Below are 14,643 nucleotides of genomic sequence, written 5' to 3' on the forward strand. Positions count from 1 at the left end.
TTGCCGGTTACCAATTACGTAATTTTCTAGACAAGGTCTCTTTCGGCCCTGCAATGATCACTACATCACCGATTTCTAAACTCACATCCAGTTCCGGTGCTTTGGTTAAGTTTGGGCCACGCTTGAAGCCAAGAACTTCAACGCCAATCTCTTTGCACAGCTTGAGTTCGCTAAGTTGTTTACCCAACAACTTGGCACCGATAACAATTTCGGTCATCGCTAAACCACTGCCTAGGTCGATAAACTCAAGAACGCGTCTATCTAACATCTTGCGCGCAACACGAATACCCATATCGCGCTCTGGCATGATGATATGGTCAGCACCAATCTTAGAGAGGATCTTACCGTGGAACTTATCGTTCGCCTTCACCCAGACGGCTTTTGCGCCTGACTCTTTCACCACCAAAGTGGTTAGAATGCTCGAGTTAACATCAGAGCCAATCGACACCATCACCATGTCATAATCGTCTAGCCTTAACTCTTTTACCGTTTCTTCGCTCGTACAGTTAGCAACAATCGCTTGTGAAACAAAAGCCGCGGCTTCTTTCACTCGCTCTTCATCAATATCGACGGCTAGTACCTGCGCCCCTGAACTTTGCAGCTCTTTGCATACAGATAACCCAAAACGCCCTAAACCGATAACTGCATATTGTTTGTCGCTCATTTGAAATCCTGTTGAGAAATTTTAATTACACGGGATAGCCAAACCTACATTAGTTTCTATCTCAAAAAAAGTTAGTTTTTCAATAATAAGGTTATACTAGTGTCATAATCGCTTGATTTATAAAGGTAGAGAACAACTCCAGTTTCTGCTAATTTCCAATTCATAATTTCTGCGGCAGCACACACAATGAATGAATTCTTAACCCAAGTACAAACCTACATTAACCAGAGCCATAGTGATTGGGCGAACAGTGTCTTATTCATCACTATTGCGAGTTTTCTTGCTTGGGTAGCTTGGCGAATTGTCCACAATCGCTTAGAAATTCTGGTTCAGAAAACCCCTTTCCACTGGGATGATCTGCTACTAGAAGCACTGAAAACCCCAGTCAGTACGTTACTTTGGTGTTGGCCAGCCACGGTCTCTATCGGGCTGATCCTCCAAGACCAGTTTGGTAACGAAATCAACTGGTTAAAAACGTTAAAACACATTTTGATCATATGTACCTTCGTTTGGTTTACCTTACGAATGATCACCAACACTGAAGCATATGTCTTAGAGCAAAAAACCAGAGACGAAACCACAGTACAAGCTATCGCGAAAGTCGCTCGCCTGTTCTTTATGGTCATGGGCGGCCTGACAGTCATGCAAGCGTTTGGACTCAGCCTGTCTGGCCTTCTGACCTTTGGTGGTGTGGGTGGTTTGATTGTCGGTTTGGCAGCAAAAGATCTACTCTCGAACTTCTTTGGTGGCATGATGATCTACTTCGACCGACCTTTTAAAGTCGGTGATTGGATTCGCTCTCCCGATCGTCAAATCGAAGGTACTGTCGAACGTATTGGTTGGCGCATGACCATCATCCGCACCTTCGATAAACGCCCTTTGTACGTGCCAAACTCGGTTTTCAGTAACATTGTGGTCGAGAACCCATCAAGAATGCTGAACCGCCGAATCAATGAAACCTTTGGGCTTCGTTACCAAGACGCGAGCAAGTTAGCTGCTATTGTGGATGACGTAAAAGCCATGCTTGAAACGCACCCTGATATCGATGCCAAACAGACGTTGATGGTTAACTTTGACAAGTTTGGGCCATCAACACTTAATTTCTTTATCTACACCTTCACTAAGACCGTCAACTGGGTGAGATACCATGAAGTTAAGCAGGATGTGCTACTGCAGGTGCTAGCAATTATTCACAAACATAATGCGGATATCGCCTTCCCAACGCAAACACTTAAAATCGACCCGCAAGGTTTTAGCGAAGCTCAAGACATAGTCATTTCCAATCCAGGGGGTCATCGATAAGTAAATTTTTTATCGATCAATAATAACGGTGAAGCGTGGTAACATGACGCCAGTATTTTAAGGCACCCAATTACCACGATATGATTTTACCTGTCATTTTAGCCGGCGGCTCTGGTAGCCGCCTCTGGCCACTGTCTCGCGAGCTTTACCCTAAGCAGTTCCTCAACATCGCAGATGAGCAATCTATGCTTCAGCAAACCCTTTTGCGTTTGCAAGGCCTTGAAGCGCACTTAAGTGATACCGAGTGTGCCGCTCCCTTCATCATCTGTAACGAAGAACACCGCTTTATCGCTGCAGAGCAAGCTCGATCGGCTAATAACCAACACGGTGGTATTCTGTTAGAGCCTGTAGGTCGAAACACAGCGCCCGCCATCGCACTTGCAGCCTTACAGGCCTTAAGTCACTCGAACAGCAACCAACAGAACAAGTCAGACCCAATATTATTGGTACTGGCAGCCGATCATCACATCGCCAAAACGACCGAATTTCAGCAAACGGTAGCGAGGGGTGTCGAATACGCGAAACAAGGCAAACTGGTCACATTTGGTATTACTCCCAACGCTCCAGAAACTGGCTATGGTTATATCAAACAAGGAAAGCCACTCTCCCACCATGCTTTTGCCATTGAATGTTTCGTTGAAAAACCTGACCTAGCCACCGCAGAGAAATACATTAGTTCAGGACAGCACCTCTGGAACAGCGGCATGTTCATGTTTAGAGCATCACGCTACCTTGAAGAACTTGCTGAACATCGTCCAGAGATCTTAGCGGCCTGTAAACTCGCTCTCGCGACACAAAACACCGACCTCGACTTTATCCGTATTGACGCCGAAGCATTCAAAAGCAGTCCGAGTGACTCTATCGACTATGCCGTGATGGAAAAAACGTCACACGCTGCAGTAATTCCTATGGATGTTGGTTGGAATGATATTGGTTCATGGTCTGCCATCTGGGATGTCAGTGATAAGGACGAGCACAACAACGTGATTGAAGGCGATGTGTTAACTGTCGATTCTCAGCACAACTATATTCATGCCGAAAATAAATTGGTTGCGACTGTGGGTGTCGAAAACCTGATTATTGTCGAAACCAAAGACGCTATATTGGTTGCGAATAAAGACAAAGTTCAAGGCATAAAATCGATTGTTAGTCAGCTGAACCAAGCTGGTCGCACAGAACATGTTCATCACCGTGAGGTGTTTAGACCTTGGGGTAAATACGATGTAATCGACCTAGGTAAACGCGACAAAGTAAAACGTATCACCGTAAAACCCGGTCATAAGTTATCGCTACAAATGCATCACCATAGAGCGGAACACTGGGTTGTCGTAGCGGGCATCGCGAAGGTGACTAATGATGAGAAAACTTACCTAGTCGAAGAAGACCAATCCACCTACATTCCATTGGGACATGTTCATAGCTTAGAAAACCCAGGCGAACTGCCACTCGAAATGATCGAGGTACAAACCGGCAGCCATTTGAGCGAAGGCGACATCATTCGATATCAAGACAGTTATGGGCGAGACGTGAAATGCGAACAACCTGACTCATCTCAAATCATCAAATCGAACTAAAGCAGCGACAAATCGATGAAATCGATGAAATCACCATTAGACTTGAGCTGCTTTAAGAATAACGATATCCGCGGCATCATTGGTCAACAAATCAATGAACATTTCGCCTTTCTGTTTGGAAAAGCATTTGGCGAACACGTACTTTGTGCTTCAACTGAAACGTCACTCTACGACTCAGCTCAGGTAGTGATTGGCCGTGATAACCGCGAAACGTCCCTTTCATTACAAAAAGCTATCACCAAAGGCTTAAACGAGTCTGGCATAAGCGTGATCGATCTCGGTATGACAGGCACTGAAGAGATTTACTTTGCGACTCGCCACCTACAAGCAATAGGCGGAATTCAAATTACAGCAAGCCACAATCCAATCAATTACAACGGAATGAAATTAGTCGGTGCAGATGCGAGTCCGATTAGTAAAAACAGTGGTTTAGATACAATCAAACAGCGTATTGAAGTTCTGGGTCAAGAGCTGAAAAACGGTATAACTATCAGTAGAGTGCTACCTTCTGATTCTTGCAGAAAGGCCAATATTCTTGCTCCGTACGTCGAGCACCTACTCTCGTATATAACCCCATCAAAGCTGTCACCGATGAAGATTGTGGTTAATGCTGGGAACGGTGTTGCAGGGCATGTCATTGACGCGTTAGAGGAGAGGTTTAACGAACTGAATGTTCCTATCTCTTTCATCAAGGTTCATCACACTCCTGATGGGAAATTCCCTAATGGTATTCCAAACCCCTTAATCAAAGAAAACCAGATTGCGACACGAGATGCTGTGCTAGCTCATTCCGCCGACCTTGGTATCGCATGGGATGGAGATTTTGATCGTTGTTTTTTCTTCGATGAAAAAGGCAATTACATTGAGGGTTACTACATCGTCGGCCTGCTAACCGAAGCCTTCTTGCTGAAAGACTCCAATGCGACTGTACTACACGACATGCGCATGACATGGAATACAATAGAGGTTGCAGAAAGACTAGGTGGAAACGCTGTTGGCGTAAAAGCTGGGCATGCTTTGATCAAAGAGAAAATGCGAAAGCTCAACGCAGTGTACGGTGGTGAAATGAGCGCACACCATTATTTCCGTGATTTTGGATATTGTGATTCAGGGATGATTCCTTGGCTACTGGTTATCGAACTAATTTCGAAGACTCAACAATCTCTTCACCAATTGACGTGTACCAGTATGCTTAAATTCCCCTCTTCCGGAGAGATAAATCGCAGAGTTTCAGATCCCAACCGAGTTATAGCTTCTGTTTTAGAACACTATAAAAAGGGCGCCGTTGCGGTAGACTTCATCGATGGTATCAGTGTGAATATGGGAACATGGCGCTTCAATCTGAGAAAATCGAATACAGAACCATTGATACGCCTCAATGTTGAAACCCAAAAAGATAAAGCTTTGTTGTCACATAAAGTCGAAGAGCTACTGTCTTTTCTCATTTAAGAGTACAAAGTGCTTCCAATTTGCTCCTAAGAGCAACAAAAAAGCCCTTACTAGCGATTGCTAATAAGGGCTTTGAATTTTCAGTAGCTTAGTTGCTGACTGTAATTAGTCTATTTGTTGCGACGAGCTTCAACAGCATCTGCCAGTTGACGAAGTACTGTCTCTGTGTCTTCCCAACCAATACATGCATCAGTAACAGATTGACCGTAAGTTGCAGCTTTGCCATCAACCAAGTCTTGACGACCTTCAACAAGGTGAGATTCGATCATCACACCAAAGATAGCTTTATCACCACCAGAGATCTGTGTGCTTACGTCATCAGATACGTTCATTTGACGTTTGAACTGCTTAGAGCTGTTTGCGTGGCTGAAATCGATCATCACTTTTTGTGGAAGACCTGAAGCTGCTAGCTCTTCTTTAATCTTACCAACGTGTTCTGCACTGTAGTTTGGCTCTTTACCACCGCGTAGGATGATATGACAATCAGGGTTACCTGCTGTCTCTACGATAGCTGAGTGGCCGTATTTAGTTACAGACAAGAAGTGGTGAGAAGCGCTAGCAGAACGGATTGCGTCCGTTGCGATCTTAATGTTGCCATCTGTGCCATTCTTAAAGCCAACAGGGCAAGACAGACCAGAAGCCAATTCACGGTGAACTTGAGATTCAGTAGTACGCGCGCCGATTGCACCCCAGCTGATTAGGTCAGCAACGTATTGAGGTGTGATCATATCTAAGAATTCACTTGCTGTCGGCATGCCCATGTCAGTTAGGTCAAGCAGTAGCTTGCGTCCTAGACGAAGGCCATCATTTAGTTTGAACGTATCGTTCATGTACGGGTCGTTGATTAGACCTTTCCAACCTACCGTTGTGCGTGGCTTTTCAAAGTAAACGCGCATTACGATTTCAAGCTTGTCACCGAGTTCGTCGCGTAACACTTTCAAACGCTTGCCGTACTCAAGAGCAGCTTCAGTATCATGAATAGAACATGGACCTACAATAACGAGTAAGCGATCATCGGTTTCTTCTAAAATATTATGAATCGCTTTACGGCTTTCAAAGGTTGTAGAAGAAGCAACTTCTGTCGCTGGAAACTTTTCTAAAACAGCAACAGGTGGTAATAACTCTTTTACTTTGTTAATTCTTACATCATCAGTCTGGAACATTGCTTACTTCTTCCTTTTTTCTATCCTTGAGCTGAATGTACGTTGTCTCACGTCACTTTCTTTCAGCACTAATCTTCTTGTTCCTTGTAACTTAACTAGTAAAAACTACAGTTTCAATCACTAATTGAAAATAAACGCAATTTTTTTTGTGTTTTATATTTAAAACACCCTGTAAACCATTGTTTACACACTATCGATTGCGCAATTTAAGGCCGAATAGGATTCTATGTTATTCGAATTGTCCTACGCCCCTAATCCACGACTGAAGCTGAAAACAAAAAAAGCTCACGAGATCAGCGTGAGCTTTTATTTAATTACATTTTTTTCAATGGCTTGACGACACTATCAAGTCCTTCAATTTTCAGAGCAAGGCACAGCTTTAATAGGTCACCCAGTTCACCAGACGGAAAGCCTTTTTTATCGAACCACAGTAAATATTCTTCAGGTAAATCGATCAATGTACGACCAGCGTATTTGCCAAAAGGCATCTGTATTCTGGCAAGTTTGATCAGGTTCTCTTTTTCTAGCATTACAGGCTCTTTCTATGCGTCATCGGTTCTCTGTAGAGTATCACCTAAACGTTCAACCCAATAGTTGATCGCATCTTTGGCATCGTCTAGAGAATCGATCATGGTCGAAAAGTCTTTGTTCCCGGCTTCGCGATCGATTGCAGCGAACAATGGCGTCCCCTCTTGAGCATTACTCACTAATAGCTCAACACTGGCGCTCCCAACGTTTGTGTATTCGCCTATTGCCACCTTAGAAATGGTGGACATCGCAAGACCAAATGGCAGAACGCTGCTCGTCACGGCTAAGATAGGGTTTGGAGTTTCAACGTTGCTCAACGCGATACTCAGGCGCAACGTCTTACCCGTGGGTGCATCGACAATTGTTTTATGAGGCGATATTTTCTCTTCCAAGCGTGAAACCATGTGATCAGTAAGCTCTTGAACCTCTTCTTGATCGAGCGAACCTTCTTCTACAAGCACAAAGATCTGATCAATGACCACAGAATCATAGTCGTCTAACTTAGATTTCAAACGTTGTGCGTCACGCAGGCCGACTCTAGCCCAAACTAAGTCAACACCACCGTCAGGACCTGGCTGAAAATCTTCATAGCTGGTGAACTTGGTTGCTGTTTTAATTGGACCGCCTGCACAACCAAACAAAAAAATGCTGGTTGCAACAAGCAAGAGAAGTTTTAAAGGTTTCATAGCGCACTTACATTAAATAGAATAATCTAGATAAGTATGCCATACCCTATGTGGAAAGATTGTAGAAAAAGGGGTTAAAGCTCAGAGCTAGCTCTAAAATTAGTCATGTTGCACGGTGTGAGCATACTCTACAATCACCTGATTTCCTTCGATATAAGCGTTTTGAATCTCGCCATCAACACTCATTCTACTTTTCAAATACACCACTTTAGGTCCAGATTCATTGCCTTCTTTAAGTGAAGGGAACACATTTCTAGGTTCTAAATGAAGTAAACGGCAAAAGTGACTAATGAAAGACATGGTCAATGGCGTCTCCCCTCGCAGTACATTTGAGAAATCAAGCTGGTTCATTCCTAGCTTTTTTGAAAACTCCATCTGCGTAATTCGCATTCGCGATTTTTGTGACATCCACGTTTGATACAACGCATCTCTGTCTTGTTCTGTGAATTCCATACCGACTCCTTTATATAATTCATACCAATCAATTGTCCGCTTTTTCATACATGACATGTCAGAGTTCGGTTAGTGGAAACCAAAGGTTTGGTTTTGATATGAGCACAATTGTTCTATAGAAGGAAACACAAAGACTCAAAACATTCACAAAAACGATTAGAGCAAATACTTTCTTTATTTATATCAATAATTTATAGGTTAACTAACGAAACATATAGCAAGTTAATTTGTATTAAGAATTAAAAGTTCGAGATTAGCATTCCACATTTCAATCTATTGATTCGCATTTATAAAACTGGTTGGCTACATTCCGTTTGCTTAAACGCACTTCTGGCAAACTATTTGAAAGAATAGGACGCAAAGCCACCGGTCTGTCGACAAATATTCTGTCTATGATAGCGGGGCCGCCACTTAATAGGATTTAAGTGCACATGCATGCCGGAGTGTTCTCTTTTTTGTCGGCCAAATACAGTAAGGACAAATAATGAAACAACTCCCAAAAAAATCACTCATCGCTCTGTCGCTACTAAGTGTTAGCGGTGCAAGCTTCGGCCACGGTTATGTTTCGGCATACGATAATGGCGTTGCTGAGAGCCGTGTTGCCCTATGTAAGTTCCCTGCGAGTGACACACAACAGAAAAACACCGACTGTGGTGGTATCCAATACGAACCACAAAGTGTGGAAGGCCCTGAAGGTTTCCCTGAAGTCGGCCCTGTCGATGGAAAAATCGCCAGTGCAGAATCTTCTTTAGCGGCAGCGCTAGACGAGCAAACAGCCGATCGCTGGGTTAAACGCCCTATCAAGTCAGGTTCTCAATATTTTGAGTGGACGTTTACAGCCAACCACAAAACCCGCGATTGGAAATACTACATTACGCAACCTGACTGGAATCCAAACCAACCTTTGGCACGCAGCTCTTTTGATTTAACACCATTCTGTGTTGTTGAAGGCAATATGGAACAACCACCGATACAAGTAAGCCACTTGTGTAATGTTCCAGAACGCGAAGGTTATCAAGTGATCCTTGCAGTATGGGACGTGGGTGACACTGCTGCAGCTTTCTACAATGTTATCGATGTGAAATTTGATGGCGACGGCCCTATTATTCCGGATTGGGATCAAGGCGGTCAGATCAACCCAACTCAAGATCTGAACGTTGGTGACGCTGTCTACACTCGTGTCTTCGATCAATCTGGTGAGAACGCTTCCTACAGCACAGAGCTAGTGATTGAAAGCAACGAGCAAGGCAAAGCAAACAACTGGTCTTACGCTCTTGCCTCTAAGATCAACCAAGAGCAGGCGCAAATCAAAGCAGGTCAATTAAACGGCCAAGGCGATTTCGCTCCTGTATACGGTTCGAACCCTATTTACTTAAAGGCAGGTTCAGGCTTTAACAGCGTCGAGATCGGTTACAAGATTGATACTCCAGAACCAGACCATGAGCTAGAAGTGACTGGCTTAGAGTCTGAGTACATTATCGATGAAAACCAGCCAACACAGCTTGACCTTACTCTAGCGGCAACAGGCGATATTCAAGCTGAATTGACTGTGTACAATCATCATCGTGAAGCGCTTGCCTCTCAAAAATCTGAATTAGCAGACGGACAAGTGGAAGATGTTCAACTGACTCTGTCTAAATCAGAAGCTGGCCACCACATGCTTGTGGTTGTGACGAAAGATGACCAAGGTAACTTAGTGGATCAGAACACGCTTGATTTCCACCTGATGGATGAGCAAACACCTCCACCAGCAGGCGACTACGACTTCGTGTTCCCAGGAAGCATTGAGTCTTACACTGCCGGTACTAAAGTACTAAGTAGCGATGGTGGCGTTTATCAGTGTAAAGAGTTCCCATACTCTGGCTACTGTGTTCAATGGGCTCCAACAGCAACTCAGTACGAACCAGGTGTAGGTTCACACTGGCAAGATGCTTGGAACAAAGTGGACTAATTGATCACTAGAGACTCACTATTAATAGATGAGTGTTGGTAATCAACCAAACAAAAACGGATGCCTAGCGCATCCGTTTTCTTGCTCTAAAACACCTGAAAGGTCAGTTATCAAAGTAGATAGTGGTCGGCCAACAGAGCTACGAACAAGAGCATAAGATGATAGATAGAAAACTTGAAGGTCTTCATCGCCATGTTGGGCTCATCACGATACTTAAGTACCCATGCGTGATAAACAAAGCCACCGTTTAGTACCAAAGAGGCGCTCAAGTATATCCAGCTACTCATACCAACCAACACGGGCAATACGCATACAATGCTAAGCAGCAAGGTATACAGCAGAATTGACGTCTTGGTATAGGCTATCCCGTGAGTCACAGGCAGCATCGGAATATCTACCTTGGCGTACTCGTCACGACGATGAATCGCAAGTGCCCAAAAGTGAGGAGGCGTCCAGATAAAGATGATCATCACCAGCAACCATGCACTTGAATGCAGCTCATTAGTAACTGCCGTCCAACCCAACAGCGGAGGCATTGCGCCTGCAACCCCTGCAATTACAATATTTTGTGGAGTCGCTCGCTTCAGATACATGGTGTAAATCACTGCGTAACCCAACAAGCTCGCAAAGGTTAACCAAGCGGTGAGTTGATTGACCCACACCACAAGCGTGACGAATCCAAGTAAGCCGATACCCGTGGCAAAGCTGAATACACGCACACTACTCAGCTCACCCGATGGTAAAGGACGTCGATTAGTTCGAGTCATCTGGCCGTCGATCTTTTTGTCGATCAAATGATTAAACGCAGCGGCCGATCCCGCCATTAGCCCTATCCCAATCATCCCGAACAGAGTTTGCTGTAAAGGCAATCCATTAGGCACAGCCAAACACATCCCGACTAGTGCGGTCAGCAACATTAACGCCACCACTTTAGGCTTGGTCAGTGTTAAATAGACCTTCCAAACAGCTTTGTTTTTTCCAGCCATTTCACTGTTTGAAGCTTCGTCTTGAACCACCACTTGATGCTGTGTTGACGTTCTACTGACCATGATTACCTCCTTGTAATGCACTATTTTTCACCAAGCTCTCACTTGGTTTGCGTTGCCACACGACAAAATTGGTTACAACCATGCTGAGAAGCAACATCGCTGCGACTAGGTTATGCAAAACCGCGACTGAGATTGGCAGGTGAAACCATACATTGCTGATTCCAAGGCTGATTTGAGTAAGCAAGACTATTACGACAATCACGCTCAGCTGTTGGTGAGGCGCTTGGCCAGACCTCCATAGCTGATACACAACCATCAGCACCGTTAATGTCGCCACAATAGCCCCCAATCGATGCATGACATGTATGGTAAGCCTTGCGGGATATTCCAACACACCAAACTCATAGTTATCATGGCCGTGTTGAGCAAAGTCGAAAGCGTTCTTAAAGTCTAGATAGCTTGTCCAGTTCCCCTCACAAATGGGTAGCTGTGTACACACCAATGCGGCGTAATTTGATGATGTCCACCCACCAAGCAGTATCTGCCCGACCACAATGACTAATCCAAAGAGCGACCAAACTCTAAGTTGTGGAGAATAGGAAGCCTCACCAAAACAGCTTTGGAATTGAGACAAACGACAGTAGAGCAGGCACAGCAGTGACAGCAGCGTGAAGCCCCCCATCAAATGCGCCATCACCACAACAGGCATCAATTTGAGAGTCACAGTCCACATACCCAACAAAGCCTGAAAAATGACAGTGGCGGAAATAAGCAAAGGAAGCCCAATCGAAGTAACATTCTTTTTAATACACCAAGCTACTACAACAAAGATAAGCAGCCCTAATGTCCCTGCAAAGTAGCGATGTATCATCTCAATCCAAGCTTTATCTGCTTCGAGAGCTCGCTCTGGAAATTGCAGGTTGGCTTGATTAACCGCTTGGGCATCTGAGGGCACGGTGATCTTTCCGTAACAACCCGGCCAATCAGGACAGCCAAGGCCAGCATCCGACAAACGTGTATAAGCTCCGAGAACAATCACGGTAAGGGTCAATAAGATAGTTAATCTCATCATGTGGATGAGTAAATCAGGGGCTTTATTCTGCATCGTCTATCTCCCTATACTTATTCCCTTTTCGTTAACAACACTCAGCATTAACGCCATCTGCTAAAACTTATCAAGTTAAGCTTATGAACTACCCAACTCGTGACAGCTTGAGTAGCTTTCTTAAATCATGAATCATGCCTTTGGATTGCCCCACTAACTGCGACGGGTCAGAAACGCTTTTATACTCCATAACTAGCTGCCCTAGTGGGTCAATAATGACAATGGAAGCCGGCGCAAACTCGGTACTTAACTGATCGCCACCAGTTAACAAAGACAAACCGGGCTTATCGAGCGAACCCGATAACGAGTTACCTTCTGAAACAAAAACAACGGCAGTCACACGCTCTTTGTTTTTCCCTAACGCCAAGTAGCTTTGATTCAAATAATGGAGTTGTTGTTCGCACAAGCTTTCGCACTCCACCGGCGCGATATAACCCACTAACCACCCCTCTCCAGCCATGGGTACCGTTACACCGAAATCCGCTAGTGTGGTTCTTGGTTCTACCAATTCCCCCGAGTTAGTGACACCTGAGGTGTACCAATTCTGGTCCAACACGGTTTTAGCGATAATGGCAGGTAAGGCGAAGATCAGAATCAGTCCGATTAATACAAGACGACCACGAGATCGACGCTGTTTAAACGCAGCGAGATTGGCCTCGGTACTTTCCTTGTTCATTTGTACTTGAGATTTATTCATCTTTCTTCCTTGTGGCAGACACTGCCTTTAAAGTCACTATTTCAATTTCAAGTGCCTACTTCTGATTCATATGGCTATTTTTCTTCAAATATCGGAACCCAATCAACAACATCAAAAACAAAAGTACCGCAGCCATTACAAACCATTGAAACGAGTAACCAAAGTGCTTCTCAGACTTCATCGCCGTAGGTCGCCACAACATCTCATAAGGCCATGAATCTAAGCTCTGAGGTTGAAAGATAAACGGCAGCACGTCTTGCCCGGTGTACTCTGATAACGCTGCTATGTTTAAGTTTTGGATTCTATTCGGTGTCGTATTTTCCAAACCCAACTCATGACTTAAAGGATTAACTGAACGTGTATACAAGCGCCCTGACATGTTGGTTGGTAAAGTGACATGTCCAACTTGTGGAAGCTCTCTTCTGTCATTACTTGCTGCAACGAACCCAAGATCGATCAACAGTTGTTTGCTTCCATCTTGTGTTGGAACCTCGCCCAACATGTAAATTACATACCCTACCGTTCCTTGGTTTATCTGGTTGTCTAACAAAACGACCAAACCACTTGGCGTTTCCAGTTCGACATCAACCTTTAAACCATTTAAAAACGGCTGTTCAGATGAATCTTGCGCTTGTGTGCGCGAGTCCTTCCATTCAGAGATAACAATGTCTAAAGATTGCGGCGATTGCTTCGCTCTCTCTATTAATTGTTGCTCATAACGTAATTTCTCGTTACCTCGCTCTAGTTGCCATAAACCCAACTTGATTAAAGCGCCGACTGAAACCACAGTTAAAACAACCGCTATCCAAAAACCTTTACTGCGGAACTTGTGTTCATCATCAATCAATCGGTTTGGAGTTATCACTATGGCGTCATCTACCTTTGTGTTGTTATTTAAAATTGTATTGGTCGCTTTGCTGTTTTTTATCGCTTTCAATTTGATGAAAGGTCTAATCCAAATCGCCTCAGGCAAACAAAATGGCAAAAGACTGAGTCACTTCTTAGGTCGTCGTGTGGTGCTGTCTGCCATCGTTGTGCTATTGCTGTTACTTGCCCTAGCCTCAGGCACCATTACTCCAAATCCAAGGCCTTACTAAGGCTTTCAAGTTGATTAACGTTTTCAAACATATTTATTCTTCCAAGCATGGCTTAAAGCAGCTCAATATGTCGTTAAAGAACATAGACGAACACAAACAACCCTAACCAAACCACATCAACAAAGTGCCAATACCAACTGCCGGCTTGGAAAGCAAAGTGGTCTTTTGGCGTAAAGTGGTCTTTCGCAACCCTTGCCAGTAATACAATCAAAAAGATCGTCCCTAAGCAGACATGCAAACCATGGAAACCAGTCAATAAGAAGAAAGTGTTGCCGTAGATGCCTGATTGAAGGGTCAGCCCCATCTCTTGATAGGCATGGACGTACTCTTCGACTTGGAAAAACAGGAAGAAACCGGCCAGAACAATGGTTATCTCCAACCAGACGATCAAAGCCATACGCTTATTTTGTTCAAGACTGATATGTGCCATATGCAGCGTCACAGAGGAAAGCAGCAGAATTATGGTGTTTTTTAGAGGGATACCTTGCCAAGGCATAGCTTGTGTCGTTACGCCATCAGGTGTCGTGGTCAGTGGCCACATAGATTGGAACATCGGCCACAAGACTTCATGGGTCATTTCATTGTTGCCCGAACCACCAATCCAAGGAACAGAAATCATACGAGCATAGAAAAGCGCACCAAAGAAAGCGCCGAAGAACATGATTTCAGAAAAGATGAACCAGCTCATGCCTTGCCTAAAGGAGCGAGATATCTGCTCGGAATAAACACCACTCAATGATTCCGTAATTACGTTGCTAAACCAACCCGCAAGCATATACAGAAGAACAGCAAATCCGACTAACAACACCGCTTTGCCGAACACGCCACCAGCAGCATCAGTCCCCATGTTTTGCACGGTTAACCCTGCTCCAACAGCAACAAGAAACAGCGCAACGGCACCGACTAATGGCCAGTGGCTTTGATGTGGAACGAAATAAACTTCCTTTTTAGAACTCATCGCTCAACTCCTTTTGTTGATTCTGGT

15 protein-coding genes and 1 riboswitch are annotated in these 14,643 nt (G+C 44.3%); of the genes, 5 read left to right on the top strand and 10 right to left on the bottom strand.

All coding sequences use genetic code 11. The features are described 5' to 3' along the window. Window positions 1-7 precede the first annotated feature (7 nt). Window positions 8-664, bottom strand: a complete 657-nt coding sequence (locus tag BCU34_RS14025; RefSeq protein WP_102431467.1) for a potassium channel family protein — start codon at window positions 662-664, stop codon at window positions 8-10. A gap of 186 nt (window positions 665-850) precedes the next feature. Between BCU34_RS14025 and BCU34_RS14030 the strand changes: the two genes are divergently transcribed. From BCU34_RS14030 to BCU34_RS14040, 3 genes are all read left to right on the top strand, one after another. Beyond that, the gene (locus BCU34_RS14030) at window positions 851-1,966 is read left to right on the top strand and encodes a mechanosensitive ion channel family protein (protein ID WP_102431466.1); all 1,116 of its coding nucleotides are present in this window, start codon (window positions 851-853) and stop codon (window positions 1,964-1,966) included. Window positions 1,967-2,046: 80 nt separating this feature from the next. Beyond that, window positions 2,047-3,540 (top strand): mannose-1-phosphate guanylyltransferase/mannose-6-phosphate isomerase, encoded by a 1,494-nt coding sequence (locus BCU34_RS14035; RefSeq protein ID WP_102431465.1) that lies wholly within the window; start codon window positions 2,047-2,049, stop codon window positions 3,538-3,540. Window positions 3,541-3,564: 24 nt separating this feature from the next. Continuing rightward, a complete protein-coding gene (locus BCU34_RS14040; RefSeq protein WP_102530218.1) occupies window positions 3,565-4,989 on the top strand; it encodes a phosphomannomutase CpsG in 1,425 nt (474 codons plus the stop codon). A gap of 110 nt (window positions 4,990-5,099) precedes the next feature. On the opposite strand, the gene aroG is transcribed toward BCU34_RS14040, so the two are convergent. The 4 genes from aroG to BCU34_RS14060 form a co-directional block, all read right to left on the bottom strand. Then, entirely contained in the window at window positions 5,100-6,152 is a 1,053-nt protein-coding gene (gene aroG / locus BCU34_RS14045; protein ID WP_048663341.1) for a 3-deoxy-7-phosphoheptulonate synthase AroG, read from the bottom strand. Window positions 6,153-6,466: 314 nt separating this feature from the next. Further along, on the bottom strand, window positions 6,467-6,682 hold the full coding sequence (locus tag BCU34_RS14050; protein ID WP_102479167.1) for a DUF3820 family protein: 216 nt from the start codon (window positions 6,680-6,682) through the stop codon (window positions 6,467-6,469). 12 nt (window positions 6,683-6,694) lie between these two features. Beyond that, window positions 6,695-7,366 (bottom strand): DUF3313 domain-containing protein, encoded by a 672-nt coding sequence (locus BCU34_RS14055; protein ID WP_102479168.1) that lies wholly within the window; start codon window positions 7,364-7,366, stop codon window positions 6,695-6,697. Between the two features lie 99 nt (window positions 7,367-7,465). Next, complete coding sequence (locus BCU34_RS14060; RefSeq protein ID WP_048659090.1) at window positions 7,466-7,819, bottom strand: hypothetical protein; 354 nt, start codon at window positions 7,817-7,819, stop codon at window positions 7,466-7,468. 322 nt (window positions 7,820-8,141) lie between these two features. Next, a riboswitch (cyclic di-GMP riboswitch) is annotated at window positions 8,142-8,231 on the top strand. 72 nt (window positions 8,232-8,303) lie between these two features. Here BCU34_RS14060 and gbpA point away from each other — a divergent pair. Beyond that, a complete protein-coding gene (gbpA, locus tag BCU34_RS14065; protein WP_102479029.1) occupies window positions 8,304-9,770 on the top strand; it encodes an N-acetylglucosamine-binding protein GbpA in 1,467 nt (488 codons plus the stop codon). 110 nt (window positions 9,771-9,880) lie between these two features. Here gbpA and cyoE read toward each other — a convergent pair whose 3' ends face one another. From cyoE to BCU34_RS14085, 4 genes are all read right to left on the bottom strand, one after another. Beyond that, window positions 9,881-10,819, bottom strand: a complete 939-nt coding sequence (gene cyoE, locus BCU34_RS14070) for a heme o synthase (protein ID WP_102431460.1) — start codon at window positions 10,817-10,819, stop codon at window positions 9,881-9,883. Next, window positions 10,809-11,864, bottom strand: coding sequence for a COX15/CtaA family protein (locus BCU34_RS14075; RefSeq protein WP_102431459.1), 1,056 nt, complete (start codon window positions 11,862-11,864; stop codon window positions 10,809-10,811). Before BCU34_RS14075 ends, cyoE begins: the two co-directional genes overlap by 11 nt. 88 nt (window positions 11,865-11,952) lie before the next feature. Continuing rightward, window positions 11,953-12,561 (bottom strand): hypothetical protein, encoded by a 609-nt coding sequence (locus BCU34_RS14080; protein ID WP_102431458.1) that lies wholly within the window; start codon window positions 12,559-12,561, stop codon window positions 11,953-11,955. Window positions 12,562-12,616: 55 nt separating this feature from the next. Continuing rightward, on the bottom strand, window positions 12,617-13,534 hold the full coding sequence (locus tag BCU34_RS14085) for an SURF1 family protein (protein ID WP_102431457.1): 918 nt from the start codon (window positions 13,532-13,534) through the stop codon (window positions 12,617-12,619). Between BCU34_RS14085 and BCU34_RS14090 the strand changes: the two genes are divergently transcribed. Beyond that, complete coding sequence (locus BCU34_RS14090) at window positions 13,428-13,658, top strand: DUF2909 family protein (protein ID WP_048659084.1); 231 nt, start codon at window positions 13,428-13,430, stop codon at window positions 13,656-13,658. The genes BCU34_RS14085 and BCU34_RS14090 overlap by 107 nt on opposite strands. 73 nt (window positions 13,659-13,731) lie before the next feature. Here BCU34_RS14090 and BCU34_RS14095 read toward each other — a convergent pair whose 3' ends face one another. Then, entirely contained in the window at window positions 13,732-14,616 is an 885-nt protein-coding gene (locus tag BCU34_RS14095) for a cytochrome c oxidase subunit 3 (protein WP_102321408.1), read from the bottom strand. Between the last annotated feature and the right edge of the window lie 27 nt (window positions 14,617-14,643).

This window comes from Vibrio sp. 10N.286.45.E10, assembly GCF_002874195.2.
Taxonomy (GTDB): Bacteria; Pseudomonadota; Gammaproteobacteria; order Enterobacterales; family Vibrionaceae; genus Vibrio; species Vibrio crassostreae.

Bases quoted from the DNA above. Each gene is read 5' to 3' on its own strand.
- BCU34_RS14030 (WP_102431466.1), top strand. From the start codon at position 851: ATGAATGAATTCTTAACCCAAGTACAAACCTACATTAACCAGAGCCAT.
- BCU34_RS14075 (WP_102431459.1), bottom strand. From the start codon at position 11,864: ATGCAGAATAAAGCCCCTGATTTACTCATCCACATGATGAGATTAACT.
- BCU34_RS14035 (WP_102431465.1), top strand. From the start codon at position 2,047: ATGATTTTACCTGTCATTTTAGCCGGCGGCTCTGGTAGCCGCCTCTGG.
- gbpA (WP_102479029.1), top strand. From the start codon at position 8,304: ATGAAACAACTCCCAAAAAAATCACTCATCGCTCTGTCGCTACTAAGT.
- BCU34_RS14095 (WP_102321408.1), bottom strand. From the start codon at position 14,616: ATGAGTTCTAAAAAGGAAGTTTATTTCGTTCCACATCAAAGCCACTGG.
- BCU34_RS14060 (WP_048659090.1), bottom strand. From the start codon at position 7,819: ATGGAATTCACAGAACAAGACAGAGATGCGTTGTATCAAACGTGGATG.
- cyoE (WP_102431460.1), bottom strand. From the start codon at position 10,819: ATGGTCAGTAGAACGTCAACACAGCATCAAGTGGTGGTTCAAGACGAA.
- BCU34_RS14090 (WP_048659084.1), top strand. From the start codon at position 13,428: ATGGCGTCATCTACCTTTGTGTTGTTATTTAAAATTGTATTGGTCGCT.
- BCU34_RS14080 (WP_102431458.1), bottom strand. From the start codon at position 12,561: ATGAATAAATCTCAAGTACAAATGAACAAGGAAAGTACCGAGGCCAAT.
- BCU34_RS14040 (WP_102530218.1), top strand. From the start codon at position 3,565: ATGAAATCACCATTAGACTTGAGCTGCTTTAAGAATAACGATATCCGC.
- aroG (WP_048663341.1), bottom strand. From the start codon at position 6,152: ATGTTCCAGACTGATGATGTAAGAATTAACAAAGTAAAAGAGTTATTA.
- BCU34_RS14055 (WP_102479168.1), bottom strand. From the start codon at position 7,366: ATGAAACCTTTAAAACTTCTCTTGCTTGTTGCAACCAGCATTTTTTTG.
- BCU34_RS14025 (WP_102431467.1), bottom strand. From the start codon at position 664: ATGAGCGACAAACAATATGCAGTTATCGGTTTAGGGCGTTTTGGGTTA.
- BCU34_RS14050 (WP_102479167.1), bottom strand. From the start codon at position 6,682: ATGCTAGAAAAAGAGAACCTGATCAAACTTGCCAGAATACAGATGCCT.